The sequence below is a fragment of the Streptomyces aureocirculatus genome, from assembly GCF_000720475.1.
Taxonomy (GTDB): domain Bacteria; phylum Actinomycetota; class Actinomycetes; order Streptomycetales; family Streptomycetaceae; genus Streptomyces; species Streptomyces aureocirculatus.
This window is the reverse complement of sequence record NZ_JOAP01000086.1, coordinates 1-23,028: the sequence shown is the minus strand read 5'-3', so window position 1 is coordinate 23,028 and position 23,028 is coordinate 1. Positions and strand designations below refer to the sequence as shown.

The following is a 23,028-nucleotide window of genomic DNA, read 5'->3' as shown; positions in this document are numbered from 1 at the left end:
AGCCCCCCCACCCGCCCGCCCGTTTCCAGCCCGCCAACAGTTTCCGGCGCCCTGTGCCACCCTCGGTCCCTCGGCGGCCGACCCGCCATCTCGTCACCGCCGCTACCGCGGCGAAAAGCCCCGGCGTCTCCTCAGGGGCGCCATGACGGCTCGCGGCCGCTCAGGGCCACCACCCTCTCCAGCAGCGGTGCCTCGTCCCTGACCGGTACCGGGGGGCCGAAGAGCGTGCCCCTCGCGTGTGGGGGTTCCGCCGCCGTGGCGGACACCAGTGCGTGTGAGACTGCCAGGCTCGCCGCGTCGGGGGCGTACTCCTGGCCCGTGGCGCGGGCCAGGTCCCAGCCGTGCACGACCAGTTCGTTCAGGGCGATCACGCCCGCGACGTCGCCGGTGAGTTCGACGCCGCCCGCCCTCGTCCCGCCGGTCCACGCCGCCGGGTCCCGCCACACCTCGGCCAGTTCTTCGAGCGCGCGCGGCAGCTCCTCGCGCCAGTCGGGGCCGACGTCCGGCAGGGCGCTCGACGGGTCCGTGTCCGTCGTCGGTCCGAGGCGTTTGCGGCCCGCGTCGGCGAAGGCGGTGCTGAGACCGGCGATATGGCCGAGCAGATGGCGTACCGCGTAGTCCGGGCACGGGGTGGGGCCTTCGAGCAGGTCGTCGGGGACGGCCTCGGCGAGGCGCGCCACCAGCCGCGTCTGCGGTCCGAAGTCCGGCAGGTCGTCGGCCGGGTTCTCTGCGATGTCCGACATCAAGGTCTCCTCCGGGGGGGTGCGTGCTGTTCGTGCCATTCGTGTGGCGGCCTGGGGCCCTTGCCTGGACGACTCCCCTCGTGCCCTGAACTCATCGGTCGCCGCTAAGGCATCCGCCCGATCCGGGGCGGGGGGCCTCAGCTCCAGCATCGGGCGCATGCCGACGATCAAGCCGACGCCTACGAGCGTCGGACGTGTCCTGCGGGACCGCAACGCCAGGCTCTACCTGGGGGCGGTCGTGGTCTCCGGGTTCGGGAGTTCCGCGATGACGCTGGTGGCGGGTGTCTGGGTGAAGGAGCGCACCGGTTCCGACGGGCTTGCCGCCCTGTGCGGGCTCGCCGTGTGGGTGCCGCTGCTCCTCGGCCCGCTGCTCGGCGCCCTCGCCGACCGCACCCGCAGACGTCCCCTCCTTGTCGCCGTGAACGCGGGGCTCGGCGCGCTGCTGCTCGCGTTGTACGCGGCGGGCGGAGTGGACTCGGCGGTGGGCGTGTGGGGGTTTCTCGCCGTGTTCGTGGTGTACGGGGCCTGTGGCGTCGTCACCGACGCCGCGGAGGCCGCCCTGGTGGCCGGGGCGGTGGACAAGGAGCTGCTCGGTGACTTCAACGGGCTGCGGATGTCCGCGAACGAGGGCGTGAAGCTGCTCGCGCCCCTCGCCGGAGCCGCCGTCTTCACCGCCTGGGGCGGGCCCCCGGTGCTGCTGCTCGACGCCGTCAGCTTCGTCCTGGCCGGTTGCGTGTTCGCGCTGCTCCGGGTGTCGGAGAGCGGCCGCCCGGCGGTCGGGCCGCGCGGGTGGCGGGAGCACGCCGCGTCGGGTGCCCGCCGGTTGTGGGGCGACCCGCGGCTGCGGCCACTGGTCGTCGCGGGCGGGCTCACCATGCTGTCGTCGGGGCTGGGGGGCGCCCTGGTGTACGCGGTCGTGGAGGGGCTCGGCCACTCACCCGCGTACACGAGTGCGCTGTACGTCGCGCAGGGCGCCGGGTCCGTCGCCGTCGGGACGGCGTCGGGCGCCCTGCTGCGGCGGTTCGGCACCCGGCGGTTCGCGGGTGCCGGGATCGCGCTGACGTCGCTCTCGGCGGTGTCGCAGGCGCTGCCCTGGGACGCGGCGGTCCTTGTGGGCTGCGCCGTGAACGGGGTGGGGCTGCCGTGTGTGCTGATCGCCGCGCTGACGGCCGTGCAGCGCCGGGTGCCCGGCGAGTTCGTCGGGCGGGTGGCGGCCACCGCGAACACGGTGATGTTCGCGCCCACGGCGGTCGGTATCGCGCTGGGCGCGGCGCTCGTCGAGCCGGTCGACCACCGGCTGCTCCTCTGCGGGCTCGCGGGGGCGCGGCTGCTGATCGCCGCGCCCCTGCTGAGGTCCGCGCGAGGGCGTACTGCTTCACGTCCGCCCAGCGCTTGATGGTCGCGCTCGCCCGCGAGCGCTGCGGCTCGGGCGGCTTGGCGATCGTCGTGCCGTGGTTCGCCCCGGGCACGACGTACCGGTGTCCGGGTGGGGGCGCAGGCCGTGTTCCGCCGGCCAGTCGTACAGTTCGTCGTCGGCCTTCCCGGCGTCGGGCACCGTCGCGCAGTCCGCTTCGTCGCCGCTCTGCCAGAGGTTCCCCACCCGGTCGAGTACCGCGAACTCGTACGCGCGGTCGGTGGTGCCGCGGACGCCGCCCGTGGGCGGCGCGTGGTGCGCGGATCGTAGCTTTCGTCAGCCGATCAGCGACAGGGCCCGGCCGACCAGGGCGAGGTCACCGTCCGAGGCGAGGCCCGCGTGGTAGAGCCGCAGTTCGGTGGCGCCGGCCCCAACCGCGGCGCGGGCGTCGGCGGCCAGCGTCGCGGGGCTTCCACCCATGCCCGCGACGACGGTCAGGTTGGCGGCAAGGACGGTGCGCTCCCCGGCGTGGGCGGTGAACGGCGTGAGCGCCGCGGGGCCGCCGGTGCAGGGCACGACCACACCGTCGGCCACGGACAGGACGTGCTCGGGGTCCACACCGGCGTTGGCGCCGCAGTGGTACGCCACCGGGTCGGCGTGCAGCAGCACTTGGAAGCCGGCGGGGGCCGCGGCGCGCACGGCGGCGACCGCGGCCTCCTGGAGCGTCCGGGCGCACGCCTCGCGCCAGGCCCGCGTGGCGGCGGCGGGACCGGCGCCGATGAGCTTCTCCACGCCCGCCCAGTGGGGGCCGGTGGCCGCGCCCCGCCACACCGGTTCCAGGGCGAGGCGCACCGCGGCCGCGAGCTCTTCGGGGTCGTGGCCGCGGCGGGCGTACCCGACGCCGCAGTCCGCGCAGAAGCACAGCGACATCAGGTACTGCCCGGCCTCGCCGAGGCCGACGCCCGCGGTCTTGTCGTGGGCGTGCAGGTGCGCGAGGCCGTACCAGCCGCACGACTCCAGCTCCGTGCCGCCCGCGCCCGGCCGGACGGCGGCCTCCGCCGCGAGGTCGACGAGGTAGGCGCGGGTCGCGGGCTGTGCGATGCAGGGCGCCCACGGGTAGCGGTCGCCGTAGGCGTTCACGACGGAGGTGCCGGGGTGTTCGGCGCCGAGGCGGGAGTCGTGGGCGAGCACGACCCAGGTGTGCACGTCGAGTCCGGCGGCGGTGAGGTCGGCGGCGGCCTGCCCGAAGGCGTCGCCCGGGGCCCAGGCACCGGCCGGGCGGGGGCGCGGGGTGCGGCCCCGCCAGCGGTCCCCCGGCGGGTACAGGACCGCGGCGTGGTCGGCGGTGACGACGCGGTGGCGGGGGTGGCGGGGGGTGAGGGCGCGGGTGGAGTGGTAGGCGGCGGCGAGCGTCACCTGCCGGACCCCGAGGTCCGCGACGCGGGCGGGCGCCGCCGGGGCGCCGACGACGTCCCACGGGTAGAGGAAAGCGGACGCCTTCACTCGCCCTCCCGCAGCCCCAGCGGCGCCCGGCCGCCCTCCCGCGACAGCTCCCGGCCACCCTCCCGCGACAGCTCCGGGCCACCCTCCGCAGCAGTGCCCGGCCCCGCTCGACGAGTTCGGCGAGCCGCTTGACGTGGTCGTCCGACGGCTCGTGCAGGGGCGGGCGCACCCCGCCCACGTCGAGTCCCGCGAGGCGCACGCCCGCCTTGACGAGCGAGACGGCGTACCCGCGGCCCTCCTTGCGCAGTTCGACGAAGGGCCGGTAGAAGCCGTCGATGAGGCGTCCCGCGGTCTCGTCGTCGCCGGAGTTCAGCGCCTTGTGGAAGGCGAGCGCGAGGTCGGGGGCGAAGCAGAAGACGGCCGACGAGTACAGGCTCACGCCGATCCCGCGGTAGGCGAGTCCGGTGAGCTCGGCGGTGGGCAGGCCGTTGAAGTAGAGGAAGTCGCCGGGGACCTCGGCGCGCACGGCGCTGACGATGCGCTGCATCAGGTCGAGGTCGCCGAGGCCGTCCTTGAAGCAGATGACGCCGTCCGCGCGGGCGAGCCCGACGACGGTCTCGGGGGTGAACACGGCGTTGTCGCGCTGGTAGACGATGACGTCGAGCGAGGTGGCCGCCGAGAGTTCCGTGTAGTGCCGCAGCAGGCCCTCCTGGTCCGCGACGACCAGGTACGGCGGCATCGCGAGCAGCCCGTCGGCGCCCGCCTCCTCGGCGAGCGCGGCGTACCGCACAGCGAGGGCGGTGCCGTACCCGGCGCCCGCGACGACCGGGACGCGGCCCGCGGTCTGTTCGACGGCGGCCCGGTCTGATTCATGTCCATATCCCTGAACGCGCCCACGCCAGGATGCCGCACCGGGCCGGCCAAGCGGGCGAACTCACAAACCCAGGAGCGGATTCACCAACTCCGCACCCCACTTGACTACGGCGGTCGGCGCTCCCTAGCGTGTCCACGAATGTGAATCTCATACATGAACGCGTACGAGGAGATCCCCGTATGCCCGCTCCCCGCACCGTCCTGCTGACCGGCGCCGCCGGCGGTCTCGGCACCCTGATGCGGGGCCTGCTGCCCGCGTACGGCTACGACCTCAGACTGCTCGACCTGCGCCCCGTCGACGGCGAGCCCGGAGCCCTCACGGTGGACCTGGCCGACCGGGCCGCCCTGCGCGAGGCGGTGCGCGGCGTCGACGCGGTCCTGCATCTCGCCGGGATCTCCCTGGAGTCCACCTTCGAGAAGATCCTGAAGGCGAACATCGAGGGCCTGCACCACCTCTACGAAGCCGTGCGCGAGGAAGGCGTCCCACGGGTCGTCTTCGCCTCCTCCAACCACGCGGTCGGCTACACACCACGGCCGGTGGGCGACGACCCGCTGATCCCCGTCGACACCCCGCGCCGCCCGGACACCTTCTACGGCCTCTCGAAGGCCTTCGGCGAGGACCTGGCGCAGTTCTACTGGGACAGGCACGGCGTGGAGACGGTGTCCGTGCGCATCGGCTCCTGCTTCCTGGAACCCGCCGACGTGCGCATGCTGTCGGTGTGGATGTCGCCGGGCGACGGGGCGCGCCTCTTCCACGCGGCGCTCACCGCGCCGGACGTCGGCCACACCGTCGTGTACGGCTCGTCGGCCAACACCCGGCTGTGGTGGGACCTGGGACCGGCCCGTGCGCTCGGCTACGCGCCCCAGGACGACTCCGAGCAGTTCGCCGAGAAGCTGATCGCGGAGCACGGCGAACTCGACCCCGCCAACCCCGAGCACGCACACCTGGGCGGCCGCTTCTGCGTGAATCCGCCAGTTTGGCCGTATTGAGCCTCGTCCTTGGAGTTGACGGTACGTACGCCTGGCGGCGGGGGCGGGTCAGCCCGTGGTCCGACGTGGCCAGAGGCGGCACTGGCTAGCGTGAGATGCCATGACACGAACCCGAACCGCCGTGCGCGGGCTCGCCGTTGCCGCCGCGATCGCCGTGGCGCTCGCCGTGCCGCTGCCGGCCACGGCCGTCGCGCAGACCGCCCCCGCCCCCGCCGTCGTGACCGCCACGACCAGCGCCGAGGCGACCGCGTCCCGGCTCGCCCTGCCCCGCCCCACAGGACCCTTCGCGGTCGGACGCGACTCCCTGCACCTGGTCGACAAGAGCCGCAAGGACCCGTGGGTGCCCACGGCGAAGGCGCGGGAACTGATGCTGTCGCTCTACTACCCGGCGCGCGCGGCGGGCGGGCGCACCGCCCCGTACACCTCGACCAAGGAGGCGGAGCTGCTCCTGAAGGCGTCCGAGGTCGACGCCTCCCCCGCCGCCTGGAGCGCGACCCGCACCTTCGCGCGGGCCGGGGCGAAGCCCGTCGGCGGGCGCTTCCCGCTGGTGGTCCTGTCGCCGGGGTTCACCGCGCCCCGCTCCACTCTGACGCACCTCGCCGAGGACCTGGCGAGCCGGGGCTACGTCGTCGCGACGGTCGACCACGCCTATGAGTCGACCGGCGCCGCCTTCCCCGGCGGGCGGATCCTGACGTGCGCCGCGTGCGAGCAGACCCAGGAACCCGAGAGCGGCAAGGTCATCGCCGAGGTCCGGGCCAAGGACCTGTCGTTCGTCCTCGACCGGCTCGTGGGGCGCCAGGCGGCCTGGCGGCACTCCGGCCTGATCGACGCCCGGCGGATCGGCATGGGCGGGCACTCCATCGGCGGCGCCGCCACGGTCGCCGTGATGAACACCGACCGGCGGGTGCGGGCGGGCATGAACATGGACGGCGGCATCCAGGTCATGCCCGACGGCCTCGGCAAGCGCCCGTTCCTGCTCCTCGGCACCCAGCAAACCGCCCAGCCGGAGGACCCCTACACCTGGGGCAGCGCCTGGCCCCGCTTCGAGGGCTGGAAGCGGTGGCTGACGGTCGCCGGGTCCGGGCACTTCACGTTCACCGACGTGCCCGTCCTCTTCGACCAGTTGGGCGTGGACGACCCCAGCGCGACGATCTCGGGGCCACGCGCCGAGCGGATCACCCGCGCCTACATCGCCGCGTACTTCGACCGGCATCTGCGCGGCACCCCGCAGCCGCTGCTCGACGGGCCCACGCCCGCACACCCCGAGGTCGGATTCCACCGGCCCTGACACACGGCCGCGGACGGCCGGGACCGAGGCGGAGGAGACAGCGCCCCCTGAGCGGAAGGGGCAGCGCACCGCCTCGGTCCCGGCCGTCGCTTTCCGGCCGTTCGCCACCGCGCCCGAGCGCCAAGCGGGCAGCGAACGGGCACCGTGGGCCCGCCGACGGGCCCATGATCGGCCCGTCCCGCAGGCAGCCGCCTCGGCAAACGGGCGGATACGGGCATCATCGGGCTCGTGACGTGCCTGGCCACCCTCTTCCCCGCGCTGTAGAACTTCCTGCACAGGGCCCGAACGGGCAGCACACGGCAGTGAGGTCTCCGGAGGCACCGGGGAGACCGGGGAGAGGGGTGGCGTCCATGACGGCGGAGGAACGCCAGCGGCAGATCGTGCGCGCGGCCCGCCGCTCCGGGTCCGTGGACGTCACGGTGCTCGCGGCCGAGCTCGGCGTCGCGAAGGAGACCGTACGCCGCGATCTGCGCGCCCTGGAGGACCACGGCCTGGTCCGCCGCACCCACGGCGGCGCCTATCCGGTGGAGAGTGCGGGCTTCGAGACGACGCTCGCCTTCCGCACCACGATGCACGTACCCGAGAAGCGCCGCATCGCGGCCGCGGCCGCCGAGCAACTCGGTGACGCCGAGACCGTCTTCATCGACGAGGGCTTCACGCCGCAGCTCATCGCCGAGGCCCTGCCGAAGAACCGCCCCCTGACCGTGGTCACGGCATCGCTCGCCACCGCGGGCGCGCTCGCGGGGGCCGATCATGTCACCGTGCTGCTGCTCGGCGGCCGGGTACGGGCCGGGACGCTCGCCACCGTCGACCACTGGACGACCCGCATGCTCGCCGGGTTCGTGATCGACCTGGCGTACATCGGCGCCAACGGAATCTCCCGCGAACACGGCCTCACCACCCCGGACCCGGCGGTCTGCGAGGTGAAGGCGCAGGCCATGCGCGCGTCGCGGCGCACCGTGTTCGCGGGCGTGCACACCAAGTTCGGCGCGGCCAGCTTCTGCCGCTTCGCGGGCGTCAGCGACCTGGAGTGCATCGTCACCAGCTCCCAGTTGCCCGCCTCCGAGGCACACCGCTACTCCTTGCAGGGACCGCAGGTCATCCGTACCTGAGCGCCCCGCCGCACCCCTACATCCACCCACTCCCCCGGCCCCCCGCCCCCGCGGGGCAGCCGGTGCGGCACCCCATGCCCCCAGCCGTGCCGATATGGTCCTCGCCCCCATCGTTCAGGAGCGTTTCATGCGAACCCACAGCCGACGCAGTTCACGGCGGCTGCTCGTCGTGACCGCCGCAGGGACGCTGCTCGCCCCGCTGCTCTCCGGCTGCTGGGCCGGGGCGGGCGGGACCGGTTCCGGCGGCAACTCGATCAACGTACTGATGGTGAACAACCCGCAGATGGTGGAGTTGCAGAAGCTCACCGCCGACCACTTCACCAAGAAGACCGGCATCAAGGTGAACTTCACCGTGCTGCCCGAGAACGACGTCCGCGACAAGATCAGCCAGGACTTCGCCAACCAGGCGGGCCAGTACGACGTGGCGACCCTCAGCAACTACGAGATCCCCATCTACGCCAAGAACGGCTGGCTGCACGAGCTCGGCTCCTACACCCGCAAGGACCGCGCCTTCGACCAGGCCGACATCCTGCCGCCGATGCGCCAGTCCCTCACCGGCGAGGACGGCAAGCTCTACGGGCAGCCCTTCTACGGCGAGTCGTCCTTCCTGATGTACCGCAAGGACGTGTTCGCGAAGAAGGGCCTGACGATGCCCGAGAAGCCGACCTGGCAGCAGGTCGCGGACCTCGCAGCGAAGGCCGACGGCGCCGAGAAGGGCATGAAGGGCATCTGTCTGCGCGGACTGCCCGGCTGGGGCGAGGTGATGGCACCGCTGACGACCGTCGTCAACACCTTCGGCGGCACCTGGTTCGACAAGGACTGGAAGGCCCGCCTCGACTCCCCCGAGTTCGAGCGGGCGACCCGCTTCTACGTGGACCTCGTGCGCGAGCACGGCGAGTCCGGGGCCGCCCAGTCCGGGTACGCGGAGTGCCTGAACAACCTCACCCAGGGCAAGACCGCCATGTGGTACGACGCCACGGCCGCCGCCGGATCCCTGGAGGCCGCCAAGTCCCCGGTCAAGGGCAGGATCGGCTACGTACCCGCACCGGTGGACAGGACCGACAGCTCCGGCTGGCTCTACACCTGGGCGTGGGGCCTGCAGAAGGCCTCGCACAACCCCGACAAGGCCTGGAAGTTCATCTCCTGGGCATCGGGCAAGGAGTACGAGCAGTTGGTCGGCGAGAAGATCGGCTGGTCCAACGTGCCCGCGGGCAAGCGCGCGTCCACGTACGAGAACCCGCGGTACCGCGAGGAGGCGGGCGCCTTCCAGAGCGTCATGCGCGCCGCCATCGCCGACGCCCGCCCCCGCGACCCGGGCGTGCAGCCGAGGCCCGCGCCGGGCATCCAGTTCGTCGGCATCCCCGAGTTCACCGACCTCGGCACCCGGGTCTCCCAGGAGATCAGCGCGGCCATCGCCGGACGCCAGTCCGTCGAGTCGGCCCTGAAGAAGTCCCAGAAGCTCGCCGAGAAGATCTCCGAGGAGTACGAGGGACGATGACCGCCACGACAAGCACCCCGCTCACCCGCGCACCCGCGCGGACCCCCTCGCCACGCCCCTCGGGGCGGCTGCGGGCCTGGGTTACGAGGGCCCCCCTCCTGCCCGCGCTGATCTTCATGATCGCCGCGACCCAGTTGCCGTTCGTGGCCACGCTGGTGATCTCCTTCTTCGACTGGAACGCCCTCTACCCCGAGGCCCGTTCCTTCACCGGCCTCGCCAACTACCAAGAGGTCCTCGCCGACGCCGACCTGCGCAAGTCCGTCTGGACGACGATCCTGCTGACCGCGACGGTCGTCCTGGCGAGCCTCGTCATCGGCCTCGGCCTCGCGCTCCTGCTCGACCGGAAATTCCGCGGCCGCGGCGTGGTGCGCACGCTGCTGATCGCGCCGTTCCTCCTGGTACCCGTGGCCGCGGCGCTGCTGTGGAAGCACGTGCTCTACAACCCCGAGTACGGCCTGTTCAACGGCGTCCTGCACTGGGTCGGCGGCGACGGCGCGACCCAGCCCGACTGGATCTCCAACACCCCGCTGATCGCCATCGAACTGTCCCTGATCTGGCAGTGGACGCCGTTCATGATGCTGATCCTGCTCGCCGGGCTGCAGAGCCGGGACACCGAGCTGATCGAGGCGGCCCGCATGGACGGCGCGAGCAACTGGCAGGTCTTCCGCCACCTCACGCTCCCGCATCTGCGCCGCTATCTGGAACTGGGCGCCCTGCTCGGTTCGATCTACATCGTGCAGAACTTCGACGCCGTCTTCACCATCACATCGGGCGGCCTCGGCACCGCGAACCTGCCCTACACCGTCTACCAGAGCTTCTACCAGGCCCACGAGAACGGCCTGGCGTCCGCCGCCGGTGTCCTCGTCGTCATCGGCTCCCTCATCATCGCGACCTTCGCGCTGCGCGTGGTGTCGTCCCTCTTCCGCGAGGAGGTGTCCCGCGCATGAGCGGCGCCCGCACGAGCGACATACCCGTCAGCCGTACCCGTCCCGGCGCCCGGCCCGGCACCCGGCCCGAGGTGTCGAGGACACGGCCCCGGACACGGACCCGGGGCGCGGGCCTCACGCTCGCCGCCTGGCTGGCCGGGCTGCTCTTCTTCCTGCCCATCGCCTGGATGGCGCTGACGTCCTTCCACTCCGAACAGGACGCGGCGACGAACCCGCCCTCGGTCGCCGCGTCACTCACCCTGGACGGCTACCGGGAGTTCTTCGGCGCGGGCGGCGGCGCGAGCCCCTGGCCCTCGCTCATCAACTCCTTCGTCGCGTCGACGGCATCGACGCTGCTCGTCCTCCTCCTGGCACTCCCGGCGGCGTACGCCCTGTCGATCCGGCCGGTGAAGAAGTGGACGGACGTCCTCTTCTTCTTCCTCTCCACCAAGATGCTGCCGGTCGTCGCGGGCCTCCTCCCCATCTACCTCTTCGCCAAGAACACCGACTTCCTGGACAACGTCTGGCTCCTTGTCATCCTCTACACGTCGATGAACCTGCCGATCGCCGTCTGGATGATGCAGTCGTTCCTGTCCGAGGTGCCGGTGGCGATCATCGAGGCCGCGCAGATCGACGGCGCCAGGCTGCCGACGATCCTCACCCGCGTGGTCGCCCCGATCGCGCTCCCCGGCATCGCCGCGACCTCCCTGATCTGCTTCATCTTCAGTTGGAACGAGCTGCTCTTCGCCCGGGTCCTGACGGGGGTCGTCGCCCAGACGGCACCCGTCTTCCTGACCGGCTTCATCACCAGCCAGGGCCTGTTCCTGGCCAAGGTCTGCGCCGCGTCGCTCATCATCTCCCTGCCGGTGCTCGCCGCGGGGTTCGCCGCCCAGGACAAGCTGGTCCAGGGCCTGTCGTTGGGAGCCGTCAAGTGAAAGCCGCCATCATCGAGTCCGTCGGCAAGGCCGTGGTCGGCGAGGTGCCCGACCCCACGCCCGGGCCGCGCGACGTGGTCGTGGAGGTCGCCGCGTGCGGCATCTGCGGCACCGACCTGCACATCCTGCAGGGCGAGTTCGCGCCGACGCTGCCGGTGGTGCCGGGGCACGAGTTCGCCGGTCAGGTGGTGGGCGTGGGCACGGCCGTCACCGAGCTGTCGATCGGCGACCAGGTCGCCGTCGACCCCTCCCTGTACTGCTACGAGTGCCGCTACTGCCGCGACGGCCACAACAACATGTGCGAACGCTGGGCCGCGATCGGTGTGACCACGGCGGGCGGCGCCGCGCAGTACGCGGTGGCGCCGGTCGCCAACTGCGTACGTCTTCCCGAGCACATCCGCACCCAGGACGCCGCCCTCATCGAACCGCTGTCCTGCGCGGTGCGCGGTTACGACGTGCTGCGCACCCGGCTCGGCGCCCACGTCCTGATCTACGGCTCCGGGACCATGGGCCTGATGATGCTGGAGCTCGCCAAGCGCACCGGCGCCGCGAGCGTCGACGTCGTCGACCTCAACGCCGAGCGGCTCGCCACCGCCGAGCGGCTCGGCGTCACCGGGTCCGGCGCGAGCCCCGACGAACTCGACCGGCCGCAGGGCTGGGACGTCGTCATCGACGCCACCGGCAGCGCCGCCGCCATCCAGGACGGGCTCGACCGGGTCGCCAAGGCCGGCACCTTCCTCCAGTTCGGCGTCGCCGACTACGCCACCCGCGTCACCATCGACCCCTACCGCATCTACAACCAGGAAATCACCATCACCGGTTCCATGGCCGTCCTGCACAGCTACGAACGCGCCGCGGAGCTGTTCGCCGCGGGGGTTCTCGATCCGGACGTCTTCATCAGCGACCGGATGCCGCTCGCGCAGTACCCCCAGGCGCTGGGGAAGTTCGCGGCGGGGGTGGGCCGCAAGATCGTGGTGGTGCCGTAGGGGCGCAGCACCCTGGGCCCGCTCCATCGGCGCTCCGTGCCTCGTCCTCAATCGCCGGACGGGCTGAAACTTCCCGCCGCGGCGGCGAGAAATCCAGCCCCTCCGGCGTTTGAGGAGCGGGGTCCGGGGCGGGGCCCCAGTTTCGGGAAGGGGCGGGATCGGGGAGGCCCCGGCAGGGACCATCCGCTCGCCGCCGAAAAATTCCCCCGGGTAAGGGAACGGCAAAGTCCGCCCGCTCGTTACCCCTGGCATGACAGCTATGACCCCCGGCTCGAACATCCCGCTGCCCGCACCCCGCGTGGCGGTGGACGTCTCCGCCCCCGTGCGCCTTGACGTATCGGGCCTGCTGCTCACCGCCGACGGCAAGGTGCGCTCCGACGACGACTTCATCTTCTACAACCAGCCCACGGGCCCCGGCGTGACGCACCGCTCGGGCGGCGGCACCGCCCCCGACGCGATCACGGTGGACACCACCGCGGTGCCCCCGGGCATCGAGAAGATCGTCGTGACGGCGAGCCCGGACGCGGCCGCCGCGGCGGGCCAGTCCTTCCAGGGCGTCGAGCCCACGGCCACGATCCGCAACGCGGACGACGGCTCGGTCCTCGCCACCTTCACCCCGCCGCAGCTCGGCACGGAGACCGCCCTGGTCATCGTCGAGATCTATCTGCGCAACGGCGCGTGGAAGGCCCGCGCCGTCGGCCAGGGGTACGCCAACGGCCTCGCGGGCATCGCGACGGACTTCGGCGTGACGGTCGAGGAGCCGGCTCCGACACCCGCTCCCACCCCGACGCCCACGCCCACCCCGGCGGCTCCGCCGCAGCCCGCGGCCCCCGCGGCCCCGATGGCGCCCCCGACCGGCGCCCCGGTGCAGATGCCGCCGCCGCCCGCCGCCCCGGCCGCCGCGCCCGCGGCCCCGGCCCCGGGCGCCGGGAAGATCAACCTCGACAAGGGCCGCGTCAGCCTCCAGAAGAACCAGACGGTGTCCCTGGTCAAGGGCGGCCGCCCGCTGCTCTCCAAGGTCAAGATGGGCCTCGGCTGGGAGCCCGCGTTCCGCGGCAAGGACATCGACCTGGACGCGTCGGTCATCGCGTACGGCCCGCAGCGCAACCACATCGACAGTTGCTACTTCGGCAAGCTGAAGATCCTCAAGGGCGCGGTCAAGCACTCCGGCGACAACCTGACGGGCGAGGGCGGCGGTGACGACGAGGTGATCGTGGTCGACCTCGGCGCGCTGCCGCAGGAGGTCACGGGCCTGGTCTTCACGGTGAACTCCTTCTCCGGCCAGAAGTTCACCGAGGTCGCGAAGGCCTACTGCCGTCTGATCGACGGCGCCACGGGCGAGGAGCTGGTCCGCTTCGACCTGACGAACGCCGAGGCGCAGACGGGCGTGATGATGGCGAAGCTGGTCCGCCAGTTCACCGGCGAGTGGGACATGACGGCGATGGGCGACTTCGTGAAGTCCCGCACGGTGCGGGGCATGGTGAAGCCCGCGGCGCAGGCGCTGTGACACGCGGCCCCGGGCGGTGGCGGTGACGGCGGTCCGCCACCGCCGCCGCCCGGGGTCGGCTCACTTCAGCCAGGGGCAGTCCGGCCGGTCGGCGGACTGGCCGGACTCGAGCAACTGCACCATGCGGAAGGCCGCGTCGGCGAGGCCGCCGAACACATGGCGGTTCGCCGTGCCGGAGGGGCCGTGGCCCGTGCGGTAGCCGGCCAGATTCCAGGTGTAGACCGGGACGTGCGCCGGTATGTGCTCGGTGGGCCCGCCGCGGCGGTTGTACGCGGCCTGCTCGTCGGTGACGATCAGGACGCGGTCGTGCCCCCGGTAGTGCCTGCGCACGGCCTCCGTGGTGTCCGTGCCGCCGGGCCAGCGATGCCGTGCGCATGTTGCCGTCGCCCCGCAGCCAGCCGAGCAGGGCCGCGGTCCACCGCGGGTCCTCGACGGCGAGCCCTCGCACCAGCGCGGCGAACCGGTCGTCGCGGTCCGCGCCGTCCTCGTAGTACGTATCGTGCGTCACGAAGTTCGCGACCGCGAGCAGGAACAGCTCGGACCGTGCGTCCCGGAGGTGGCCCTGCCCGCCCTGCGGATTGCCGACGGTCCGTCGGGCCGACCGCACACTCTAGGAGCGGGGGGTCGCGCGGTCGCCACGGAATTTCCCGCGGCACCGCCGGCGGACGGTCGCGCAACCGTACGATGCCTCGCAGGCGTCGGACAGTTCGGCCGTAACTGGAGCGAGCGGTGAGCCGAGGAGGAAGGCCGGGCATGCCTTGGGCCAGTAGTGGGACGCCCGTCGAGATCGGGGGTTATCGGCTCGTCGCGCGGCTCGGGGCGGGCGGGATGGGGCAGGTGCATCTGGCGCGGTCCGCGTCGGGGCGGCCCGTCGCCGTGAAGACCGTGCACCGGCACCTCGCCGCCGAACCGGAGTTCCGCGAGCGCTTCCGGCGCGAGACGGCCGCCGCGCGGGCCGTCACCGGGCCGTACACCGCGGCCGTGCTCGACGCCGACCCGGACGCCGAACAGCCGTGGCTGGTCACGGAGTTCTGCGCGGGCCCGCTCCTCGCGGACGCGGTGGCCGCGCACGGGCCGCTCGCCGTCGCCGACCTCGCCGTGCTCGGCGCCTCCCTCGCGGAGGCGCTGGCCGCGGTGCACGCGGCGGGCCTCGTGCACCGCGACCTGAAGCCGTCCAACGTGGTCGTGACCCGGGATGGACCCAAGGTCCTCGACTTCGGCATCGCCAAGAGCGCGGTCGACGACAGCCTGACGGCGTCGGACGAGGCCATCGGCTCGCCCGGCTTCATCGCACCCGAGCAGTTGGCACGCGCGGGGGACGGCAGGGCCGGGCCGCCCGCCGACGTCTTCGCCCTCGGCGCGCTCCTTGCCCTCACCGCGACGGGCCGCGCCCCCTTCGGCGCGGACGGCGCCGCCAGCGTCCTGTACCGCACCCTGCACGAGCCCCCCGACCTCACCGGCACCCCCACCCCCGACCTGCACACCTTCCTGACCCGCTGCCTGTCCCGCACCCCCGCCGCCCGCCCCACGGTCGCAGAGGTACTGACCTGGTGCGGGGAGCGGGCGGCCGGGCCGGTCCCGTGGTGGGAGCGGGGCGCGGTCGCAGAGCTGATAGCGCGTCACGAGGACGCGGTGGCGGGATTGTTGGGCTCGGCCTCGGGGGCGGGGCCGGGCGGAGGTGAGCCCGGCCAAGGGGTTCTGGGCGGGTCGGGCGGCCGGGGTGTTCTGGGCGGCCCCGGCAGCCCGGGCGGCCCGGACGGTCCAGGCGGCCCGGATGCCCCTGGCGGCCCGAGCGGGCGGCCCGGATGCCCCAGGGAACCCGAGCGCTCCGTACGGGCGAGGCACCCCGGACGGCCGACGTGACCCGCTCGGCCCAGGCGACCTGCCCGGCCCCGGCGACCGGGACCACCCGCACACCCCCGGCGGCCCGGATGCCCCAGGGAACCCGAGCGCTCCGTACGGGCGAGGCACCCCGGACGGCCGACGTGACCCGCTCGGCCCAGGCGCACTGCACGACCCCGGCGGCCCCTACGCCCCGTACGGCCCGCATACCCCGGGCGGCCCGGACAGGCCAGACGCCCCCAGCGCCCCGTACGGCCCGGATGCCCCAGGTGACCCGACCGGCCCGGACGGACGAGGCGCCCCGGACGGCCCAGGCAGCCTGAAAAGCCCGGCCAACCCGGCCAACCCGGCCAACCCGCACGCCCCAAGCAACCCCGGCGCCCCAGGAAACCCGGCCGAACGGCAGCACCCCCCTCTCACCCCACGCACCCCGCGCCCCCGCCACATCCCCCCGGAAGACCTGGTCCACCGCGCGCGGAGCGGCCTGCGTGGCGTTGAGGACGGTGTCCCGGACGATGGTGCCCGCGGCCCCTCCCGGCGGCGTCTCCTCCTGTGGGGCGGAGGCGCCCTCCTCGCGGGTGCGGGCGCGGCCGGCGTCGGCGTCGCCCTCAGCGGCGGTGACGGGGACGGGAACGCACCCGGGGGCGGGCGGAAGCCGCGGGTGAAAGCGCCGCCGCAGGGGCGGGTCCTGTGGCGGCGGGACGTCGGCGAGCTGCGGTCCGGCGGCGGGCTGCGGCGCCGCGGCGACGACCTGTACCTGCTCGGTCCAGCCTCCCTCACCTGCCTCGAAGCCCGCTCCAACACCGAGCGATGGGTGTACTCCGCGGACCAGTTGCAGGACGTGGACCGCCACCACGACACGGTCTACGTCCTGCGGGACTCCCTCTTCGAGCCGGAGCTGTACGCCCTCGGCGCGACCACGGGCCGCAAGGTGTGGACATCCCCGCACCCGCCGCACAACCCGGTGCGACGCGCCACGACACCGCGCCCGGCCTTCAACGCGGGAGCCGACGCGCTCGAAGGCAGCGAGGGCACGTTCGTGCTGGCCGGAGACGTGCTCTGCTTCCTGACGTACGCGCCGTACGACAGCCTGGAGGCGCGGCGCGGCGCCTGGGGCCGGCACTGGCGGGCGTACGGCTACGACGCCCGTACCCGGGAGGCCCTGTGGTACCACGAGGGCACCGCCGCCGGGGTGATCGGCGTCGACCAGGCGGGCGGCCGCATCGCCGTCGCCGCGTCCGCGGACCCGGAGGGCGTGCGCTCCGACGACCACTACGCGCGCCGGGACCCGCTGGTCGTCCTGCGCGCGAAGGACGGCAAGGTGGAGCGGACGGTGCGCGGCGGCGCGCGGTACCCGCGGGCCCATCCGGGCGCGCGGGGCACGGCCTGCTACGCGAGCCGCACCGCGATCCGCGCCGTCGACCTCGCCACGGGGCGCGTCCGGTGGACCCGCCGCACGGACTCGGCCACGACGGTCACCCCGCTGCCGACGCGCGGCATGCTGCTCGCCACGACGTCCGAGGGGCTAGGCGCGTACGCGGCCTCGTCGGGGCGGCCCCGCTGGCGCCGCGACGACGTACGCGAACTCACCGGCGCCGACGGCTCGTTGCTCACCGCGGGCGGGCATGTGTACGTCTCGGGTCCGGAGCCTGGCACGTCGTCGGGCGAGCCCGGCCCGTGGCTGCACGCCCTGGACGTCCGCACCGGCCGCACCGCGTGGGCGGTGCCGTCCGACACCCTCACGTCGGTACAGGCGGCGACCGCCGCGGCGGACGTGGTGCATCTGTACGCGGAGCAGACCGTCGTGGCGATCGCGCCCCCGGAGCGGGCGTGAAGGCGCCGGGCCGCAGTCCGTGCCATCGGCCCCACCCGGGCCCCCGGGGCTCCCAGGGCTCCCTTGACCGACCGTACGCGTACGGCCACCACCCGGCGCGGCCCACCATCCCCGGCGGTGGCCCGGGATGACCTCCCCCCTCCTCGACGAGGACCCGCCGACCCTGGGCGGCCACCGCCTCCTGTCCCGTCTCGGCGCGGGCGGCATGGGCCAGGTGTACCTGGCCAGAAGCCCCGGCGGCCGACTGCTCGCGGTGAAGACGGTCCACGCGCACCTCGCGGCGGACGCACGGTTCAGGGAGCGCTTCCGCAGGGAGGCGACCGCCGCGCGGGCCGTGGCCGGGGCCCACACGGCCGCCGTCGTGGACGCCGACCCGGACGCGGACCAGCCATGGCTCGCCACCGCCTATCTGCCGGGGGTCACACTCCGCCAGGCCGTCAGCGGCACCGGACCGCTGGCCCCGGACACCGTCCGGGCGCTCGCCGCGGCCCTCGCGGAGGCGCTGTCCTGCATCCACGCCGCCCGCATCGTGCACCGCGACCTGAAGCCGTCGAACGTCCTGCTCACCGCCGACGGGCCGCGCGTCATCGACTTCGGCGTGGCCCGCGCCACGGACGAGAACACGCACGGACACCTGCACGGGCATGTGGCGGGACATCTGCACGGACCGCTGACCGCGACGGGCGCGATGCTCGGTACGCCCGGCTACATGGCGCCCGAGCAGGTGCTCGGCGGCCCCGTGGGACCGGCGACCGATGTGTTCGCGCTCGGCGCGGTCCTGGTGTTCGCGGCGACCGGCACAGGCCCCTTCGGCACGGGCCCGCTCGCCGTTCTGCTGTACCGGGCGGCCCACGAGGAACCGGACCTCACGGAGGTCCCGCGCACCGCGGGCCTGCGCGACCTGGCCGCGGACTGCCTCCACCGGGACCCGGCGCTGCGGCCGGGGGTCGACGCCGTGCTGCGCCGGACCGCGATACCCGACAGCCCGCTGTGGTGGCGCGAGGAACCCCTCCGCACCCTCATCGCGGACGCGGCCCCCGGCCCCCCGGCGGACCCCGGTCCCCCGGCAGACCTCGCCCCCCGGGCAGACCCCGACCCCCCGCCCCCGACCGTCGTCGCCCCGGCCCCCGCGGCACAGGCCACCACTGCCACACCGACCAGCCCGGAGCAGCCGGACACGACACTCCGGGCACCGGCCACCGCGGCCCCCCGTCGCACCGCCCGCCGGCGCACCCTCACCCGGCGTGCCGCACTCACCGCCGGCGGCGGCGCGGCCGTGGCCCTCGCGGGATGGGCGATCAGCACGGCACCGGGAGGCACCGGGGACACCGCCGACGAGGACACGCTGACGCTGCGGGCGGGCAAGGACACGGCGGGGGCGACACGGTGGACGCTCACCCTCGACGAGGCACTGGGCGACGGCAGCGGCAGCGGCAGCGGCAGCGGTCTGAACGGGCTGCTGCTCAGCGGCGGCACCGTACTCGTACACGGCCCGGCACGCGGCACGACCCTCGGCGGCGCGGTCCGGGCCGTGCGGACGTCCGACGGCACGAAGCGGTGGCACCAGAACGCGGGAACGCCGGAGCCGCCCGCGCTGTGGGGCGTGACCGGCGGGCTCCTGGTCGCGCCCGACGTCCTGCCGGACGTCGTCGGCGTGACGACGGGCGAGTCCTGGCCGGTGCGGGACGCCTGGCCGTCGGCGACCGCACGGTGGTACGCGGTCGCCGACCGCCGCCTCGTGACGCTGCACACGACCGGCTCGTCGAACGACCCCGAACTGCGCCTGCGCACACTGCCCGACGGCACGTCCCCCCGTACCCGCAAGGACGTCCCCGCCTGGCTGCCGCCGGCCGTCTCCGGCTGGTCGCTGCTGCTCGCGCCGGAGCCCGCCGCCCTCGACGACGGAGCGATCTGCCTCGATGCCCGTACGGGCGAACCGCGGTGGACGTACGAGCACCTGCGCTCCGCGGACCGCGCGGTGGCCGCCCCGGTGACGCTCCCGCGCGACGGTTCACGGGAGGCGCGGTTCGCGCTGCTCACCGAGGAGTCCGAGCTGCATCTGATAGACGTCCGCGACGGCGGCAGGGCGGCCAGGCCCCGTCTCGGCGTGACGGCGGGACGGGGCACCACGGCCCTCGGGTACGCCGCGGGCACCGGCCTGGTGCTCGGCGGCGGCCGGCTCGTCGGCTTCGACCCCGAGGACGGCGCGGAGCTGTGGTCGCACGCCTGCGCCGGGCTCGACGCGAGCTGGCCGCGGCGGGCGGGCGGCGTACCGGGACCTGTGACCGCCGACGGCGTCCTGGTGCACTGGACGGACACCGGCACGCTCCAGGGCGTCGACCTCCGCGACGGCCGCAAACCGCTGTGGCGGGCGTCGTTCGACGCGACCGGCCAGCGCCCGCCCGCCGTCGGCGGCGGCCTCGTCTACGTCACGGCGGGCGACGAGGTCCGCGCCCTCGGCCTGCGCGACGGGAAGCGCCGGGCCCGCTGGTCCCTGCCGGGGGCGGACGGCGCCGTCACCGCGCTCGCCGCCGACGCCGGGGGCTGGTACGCGATCGTCGGCGGCGGCTCCGTACGCGCCGTCAACGCGCCCGCCCGGTGACGGCGAGGGGCGCTCAGGGGCGCTGGCGCCGCCACGGCCCCGTGATCGCCAGCATGATGCCGGGCGACTGGATGTTGGCGTACAGCGTCCGGCCGTCGGGCGAGAAGGTGACGCCGGTGAACTCGCTGTAGGACGGCTTCTCGGGGGTGCCCGCATTCAGTTCGTTGCGTGCGATCGGGTACGTGCGTCCGCGCTCCGTCGCGCCGAACAGGTGCTGGACGCCGGCGCCGTCCTCGGCGACGACGAGGCCGCCGTAGGGCGAGACGGTGATGTTGTCGGGGCCGTCGAACGCGCCGTCCCGGTCCGGGTCCCGGTTGACTCCGAGGAGCACCTTGAGGGTGAGCGTGCGACGGCCCGGGTGGTAGAACCACACCTGCCCGTCGTGCTGTTCGGGGCTCTCGGCACGGGCGTACGAGGACACGATGTACGCGCCGCCGTCGCCCCACCACATGCCTTCGAGCTTGCGGGCGCGGGTGACCGCGCCGGGGCCGAACTGCTTGCGGACCGGCACGGTGCGGGCGTCGCGGTCCTCGACCTCCTCCCAGTCCACGCCGTACACGGTGCCGATCTTCGTGGCGCGCGCGAGGTCGTCGACGAAGCGGCCGCCGGAGTCATAGCACTTGAGCGCCTTCAGGACACCGGCGTCGTCGGCGAGCGCGCGCAGCCTGCCGCGGCCGTGCCGGAAGCCGTGCGGCGGGGTCCAGCGGTAGAGCAGGCCGTTGGGACTTGAGGCGTCCTCGGTGAGGTAGAGGTGGCCGCGCTTGGGGTCGACGACGACGGCTTCGTGGGCGTAGCGGCCGAGGGCCTTGATGGGCTTGGGGTCGCGGTTGGCGCGCCAGTCGTAGGGGTCGACCTCGAAGACGTAGCCGTGGTCCTTGGTCATGCCGTTCTGTCCGGCCCGGTCCTCGGTCTCCTCGCAGGTGAGCCAGGTGCCCCACGGGGTCGAGCCGCCCGCGCAGTTGGTGGCGGTGCCCGCGACGCCGACCCACTCGGCGACCTCGCCGCCGCGGCGCACCTCGACGACCGTGCAGCCGCCTGCCGCCGCCGGGTCGTACACGAGTCCCTCGGTGAGCGGCACCGGGTGCTTGGCGCGGGTGCGGGGGCCGCCGATCTCGTGGTTGTTGACCAGCAGGGTGACGCCGCGGCGTCCTTCGAAGGCGGCGGTGCCGTCGTGGTGGGACGGGGTGAACTCGCCGGTCTCCAGCCTGGTCCTCCCGCTGTGGGTGATGACGCGGTACGAGAATCCGGCGGGCAGGGCGAGGAGGCCCTCGGGGTCGGGGAGCAGCGGGCCGTAGCCGGGAGATCCGTGACCGTGGCCGTGGCCGTCGGCTGCGTCGTGGCCTTCGGTGCCGACGACCTCGGGGTCCTCGGCGGCGAGCGCTCCGGGTGCGGTGGCGAGCGCGCCGACGCTGCCGGCCAGGGCGACGCCCGCCCCGGTGACCGCCGACCGTCTGGTGAAGTCCCTGCGGGTGAGCGACGACATGTTTTCTCCTGAAGGGCGCGTACGACCGGGCCTGGGCCTGCTGTCGGCGTCACGGTCCCGCTCACGTATAAACGGCAGTTGAACGAAGGCCGACTTCGGCGGTCGACTTCCGGACGCACAGATTCCGCCAGGAGGCTCTCACATGGGGACGAGCAGGACGACGACCGTGAACGCCGCCACGGTCCCGGGACCGGGTCCGGGACCGGTCCCGGCGACGGACCCGGCGACGGACCCGGCGACGGACCCGGCCACAGACACGCACACGGCCACGGCCACGGCCACGGATACGGTCACGCCGGGGGGCTTTCCCGCCACCGGCCGCCGTGTACTGATCAGCGGGGCGTCGCGCGGGCTCGGCCGCGCCCTGTCCCGGGCCTTCGCGGACAACGGCGACCGGGTCGCGGTGCACTTCGGTTCGCGCGCGGACGACGCGCGGGCGACCCTCGACTCGCTCGCCGGTTCCGGGCACGTCCTGGTGGGCGGCGATCTGGCGGACCCGGCGGGCGCCCGGGACGTGGCGGACCGCGCGGCGCGGGCGCTCGGCGGCATCGACGTCCTGGTCAACAACGCCGCCGTCAACCTGCCGCACCCGCCCGCGAGCACCTCGTACGAGGACTGGTCGGCGCTGTGGCAGCAGCACGTCGCGGTGAACCTGGTCGCCACCGCGAACCTCAGCCATCTGGCGGCACACCGCATGATGGGCCAGGGCGGCGGCGGCCGGATCCTCAACATCGGTTCGCGCGGCGCGTTCCGGGGCGAGCCCGACCATCCCGCGTACGGCGCGACGAAGGCGGGCGTGCACGCGCTCGGGCAGTCGCTCGCCGTGGCGCTCGCGCCGCACGGGATCGCCGTGGCGTCGGTGGCGCCCGGGTTCTTCGGCACCGAGCGGGTCGCGCACCGGCTCGGCGGTGCGGAGGGTGCGGCGATCCGCGCGCAGAGCCCGTTCGGGCGCGCGGGCACCGCCGAGGAGATCGCTGCCGCGGTGCTGTGGCTGGCGTCGCCGCCCGCCGAGTGGGCGTCGGGCGCGGTCATCGATCTCAACGGGGCGTCGCACCTGCGCACGTGAGCCCGCGTGCCGCGCAGGGTTCGGCGTACGTACGTATGCCGCACCCCGACGGCGTGCCCGTGCGCGTCCTTGCCCTCGCCGACGTCGGCGACGCCTGAGACGGCGCGGAACCCTCGGCCACGGCAAGGTGCCCGGGGTTCCCGGTCGTCACCGCGAGCACGCTCGGCAGCGTGGTGCACGAATCCCTACCCGACGCGCCCGCCGACCCACCCGGCCCGAGAACAGGAACTCCCCCACCCACCCGCCCACCCATCGCGCTACGCGCTCGTCCTCAATCGCCGGACGGGCTCCAATACCTCGCCCGCGCGGGGATCGAGGACAGGGCCGTCAGACCGACGGCACGGGCGATTGGGCGGGGGGAAAGCCCGCCCGACAACTGAGGACGAGGCGTGGGCCGATGGAAGGACGGGCGGATGAGGAAGAGCCCGTCCGGCGATTGAGGACGAGGCCGTCAGCCGATGAAAAGGGCGGGGCGGGCGGGGGAAAAGCCCGTCCGGCGATTGAGGACGAGGCCGTCAGGCCGATCAAAGGGCGGGCGAGCGGGGA

At 74.0% G+C, this 23,028-nt stretch carries 16 protein-coding genes and 2 pseudogenes; 13 read left to right on the top strand and 5 right to left on the bottom strand.

Going from position 1 to position 23,028, the window contains the following annotated elements:
• Positions 1 to 131: 131 nt before the first annotated feature.
• The gene (locus tag IG78_RS0139400) at positions 132 to 743 is read right to left on the bottom strand and encodes a TIGR03086 family metal-binding protein (RefSeq protein ID WP_030574026.1); all 612 of its coding nucleotides are present in this window, start codon (positions 741 to 743) and stop codon (positions 132 to 134) included.
• Positions 744 to 900: 157 nt separating this feature from the next.
• On the opposite strand from IG78_RS0139400, the gene IG78_RS0139395 reads away from it, so the two are divergent.
• Complete coding sequence (locus tag IG78_RS0139395) at positions 901 to 2,139, top strand: MFS transporter (RefSeq protein ID WP_030574023.1); 1,239 nt, start codon at positions 901 to 903, stop codon at positions 2,137 to 2,139.
• A 294-nt stretch (positions 2,140 to 2,433) separates the two neighbouring features.
• On the opposite strand, the gene IG78_RS0139385 is transcribed toward IG78_RS0139395, so the two are convergent.
• Both IG78_RS0139385 and IG78_RS47055 read right to left on the bottom strand, forming a co-directional pair.
• On the bottom strand, positions 2,434 to 3,600 hold the full coding sequence (locus tag IG78_RS0139385; protein ID WP_030574017.1) for a hypothetical protein: 1,167 nt from the start codon (positions 3,598 to 3,600) through the stop codon (positions 2,434 to 2,436).
• Between the two features lie 88 nt (positions 3,601 to 3,688).
• Positions 3,689 to 4,402: pseudogene (locus tag IG78_RS47055) on the bottom strand (5-dehydro-4-deoxyglucarate dehydratase); the annotation flags it as partial.
• Positions 4,403 to 4,593: 191 nt separating this feature from the next.
• Here IG78_RS47055 and IG78_RS0139375 point away from each other — a divergent pair.
• The 8 genes from IG78_RS0139375 (at position 4,594) to IG78_RS0139340 (ending at position 13,655) form a co-directional block, all read left to right on the top strand.
• Positions 4,594 to 5,403, top strand: coding sequence for an NAD-dependent epimerase/dehydratase family protein (locus IG78_RS0139375; RefSeq protein ID WP_030574012.1), 810 nt, complete (start codon positions 4,594 to 4,596; stop codon positions 5,401 to 5,403).
• Between the two features lie 100 nt (positions 5,404 to 5,503).
• Positions 5,504 to 6,691, top strand: coding sequence for an alpha/beta hydrolase family protein (locus IG78_RS0139370; RefSeq protein ID WP_030574009.1), 1,188 nt, complete (start codon positions 5,504 to 5,506; stop codon positions 6,689 to 6,691).
• Between the two features lie 350 nt (positions 6,692 to 7,041).
• Positions 7,042 to 7,803 carry a DeoR/GlpR family DNA-binding transcription regulator gene (locus IG78_RS0139365; RefSeq protein ID WP_199813327.1) on the top strand — a complete coding sequence of 254 codons (762 nt, stop codon included), beginning with the start codon at positions 7,042 to 7,044 and terminating at the stop codon, positions 7,801 to 7,803.
• Positions 7,804 to 7,930: 127 nt separating this feature from the next.
• The gene (locus tag IG78_RS0139360; RefSeq protein WP_030574003.1) at positions 7,931 to 9,301 is read left to right on the top strand and encodes an ABC transporter substrate-binding protein; all 1,371 of its coding nucleotides are present in this window, start codon (positions 7,931 to 7,933) and stop codon (positions 9,299 to 9,301) included.
• The gene (locus IG78_RS0139355) at positions 9,298 to 10,248 is read left to right on the top strand and encodes a carbohydrate ABC transporter permease (protein ID WP_030574001.1); all 951 of its coding nucleotides are present in this window, start codon (positions 9,298 to 9,300) and stop codon (positions 10,246 to 10,248) included. Before IG78_RS0139360 ends, IG78_RS0139355 begins: the two co-directional genes overlap by 4 nt.
• Complete coding sequence (locus IG78_RS0139350; RefSeq protein WP_225882281.1) at positions 10,245 to 11,162, top strand: carbohydrate ABC transporter permease; 918 nt, start codon at positions 10,245 to 10,247, stop codon at positions 11,160 to 11,162. Before IG78_RS0139355 ends, IG78_RS0139350 begins: the two co-directional genes overlap by 4 nt.
• Positions 11,159 to 12,148 (top strand): zinc-dependent alcohol dehydrogenase family protein, encoded by a 990-nt coding sequence (locus tag IG78_RS0139345; protein ID WP_030573995.1) that lies wholly within the window; start codon positions 11,159 to 11,161, stop codon positions 12,146 to 12,148. The genes IG78_RS0139350 and IG78_RS0139345 overlap by 4 nt, the downstream gene beginning before the upstream one ends.
• A 259-nt stretch (positions 12,149 to 12,407) precedes the next feature.
• Positions 12,408 to 13,655, top strand: a complete 1,248-nt coding sequence (locus IG78_RS0139340; protein ID WP_030573992.1) for a TerD family protein — start codon at positions 12,408 to 12,410, stop codon at positions 13,653 to 13,655.
• A gap of 60 nt (positions 13,656 to 13,715) precedes the next feature.
• On the opposite strand, the pseudogene IG78_RS0139335 reads toward IG78_RS0139340, so the two are convergent.
• Positions 13,716 to 14,009: pseudogene (locus tag IG78_RS0139335) on the bottom strand (TROVE domain-containing protein); the annotation flags it as partial.
• A 399-nt stretch (positions 14,010 to 14,408) separates the two neighbouring features.
• On the opposite strand from IG78_RS0139335, the gene IG78_RS0139330 reads away from it, so the two are divergent.
• The 3 genes from IG78_RS0139330 (at position 14,409) to IG78_RS0139320 (ending at position 19,933) form a co-directional block, all read left to right on the top strand.
• Positions 14,409 to 15,518: a serine/threonine-protein kinase gene (locus tag IG78_RS0139330; protein WP_078968733.1), complete on the top strand. Its 1,110-nt coding sequence runs from the start codon at positions 14,409 to 14,411 to the stop codon at positions 15,516 to 15,518.
• Positions 15,519 to 16,158: 640 nt separating this feature from the next.
• A complete protein-coding gene (locus tag IG78_RS50400; protein ID WP_030573986.1) occupies positions 16,159 to 17,331 on the top strand; it encodes an outer membrane protein assembly factor BamB family protein in 1,173 nt (390 codons plus the stop codon).
• A 127-nt stretch (positions 17,332 to 17,458) separates the two neighbouring features.
• On the top strand, positions 17,459 to 19,933 hold the full coding sequence (locus IG78_RS0139320; RefSeq protein WP_030573983.1) for a protein kinase domain-containing protein: 2,475 nt from the start codon (positions 17,459 to 17,461) through the stop codon (positions 19,931 to 19,933).
• A 13-nt stretch (positions 19,934 to 19,946) separates the two neighbouring features.
• Here IG78_RS0139320 and IG78_RS0139315 read toward each other — a convergent pair whose 3' ends face one another.
• Positions 19,947 to 21,416: an alkaline phosphatase PhoX gene (locus IG78_RS0139315; RefSeq protein ID WP_030573977.1), complete on the bottom strand. Its 1,470-nt coding sequence runs from the start codon at positions 21,414 to 21,416 to the stop codon at positions 19,947 to 19,949.
• Positions 21,417 to 21,558: 142 nt separating this feature from the next.
• On the opposite strand from IG78_RS0139315, the gene IG78_RS0139310 reads away from it, so the two are divergent.
• Positions 21,559 to 22,482, top strand: a complete 924-nt coding sequence (locus IG78_RS0139310) for an SDR family NAD(P)-dependent oxidoreductase (protein ID WP_225882282.1) — start codon at positions 21,559 to 21,561, stop codon at positions 22,480 to 22,482.
• Positions 22,483 to 23,028 lie beyond the last annotated feature (546 nt).

Bases quoted from the DNA above. Each gene is read 5' to 3' on its own strand.
- IG78_RS0139330 (WP_078968733.1), top strand. From the start codon at position 14,409: ATGCCTTGGGCCAGTAGTGGGACGCCCGTCGAGATCGGGGGTTATCGG.
- IG78_RS0139370 (WP_030574009.1), top strand. From the start codon at position 5,504: ATGACACGAACCCGAACCGCCGTGCGCGGGCTCGCCGTTGCCGCCGCG.
- IG78_RS0139320 (WP_030573983.1), top strand. From the start codon at position 17,459: ATGACCTCCCCCCTCCTCGACGAGGACCCGCCGACCCTGGGCGGCCAC.
- IG78_RS0139365 (WP_199813327.1), top strand. From the start codon at position 7,042: ATGACGGCGGAGGAACGCCAGCGGCAGATCGTGCGCGCGGCCCGCCGC.
- IG78_RS0139315 (WP_030573977.1), bottom strand. From the start codon at position 21,416: ATGTCGTCGCTCACCCGCAGGGACTTCACCAGACGGTCGGCGGTCACC.
- IG78_RS0139360 (WP_030574003.1), top strand. From the start codon at position 7,931: ATGCGAACCCACAGCCGACGCAGTTCACGGCGGCTGCTCGTCGTGACC.
- IG78_RS0139395 (WP_030574023.1), top strand. From the start codon at position 901: ATGCCGACGATCAAGCCGACGCCTACGAGCGTCGGACGTGTCCTGCGG.
- IG78_RS0139350 (WP_225882281.1), top strand. From the start codon at position 10,245: ATGAGCGGCGCCCGCACGAGCGACATACCCGTCAGCCGTACCCGTCCC.
- IG78_RS0139400 (WP_030574026.1), bottom strand. From the start codon at position 743: ATGTCGGACATCGCAGAGAACCCGGCCGACGACCTGCCGGACTTCGGA.
- IG78_RS0139340 (WP_030573992.1), top strand. From the start codon at position 12,408: ATGACCCCCGGCTCGAACATCCCGCTGCCCGCACCCCGCGTGGCGGTG.
- IG78_RS0139310 (WP_225882282.1), top strand. From the start codon at position 21,559: ATGGGGACGAGCAGGACGACGACCGTGAACGCCGCCACGGTCCCGGGA.
- IG78_RS0139355 (WP_030574001.1), top strand. From the start codon at position 9,298: ATGACCGCCACGACAAGCACCCCGCTCACCCGCGCACCCGCGCGGACC.
- IG78_RS0139375 (WP_030574012.1), top strand. From the start codon at position 4,594: ATGCCCGCTCCCCGCACCGTCCTGCTGACCGGCGCCGCCGGCGGTCTC.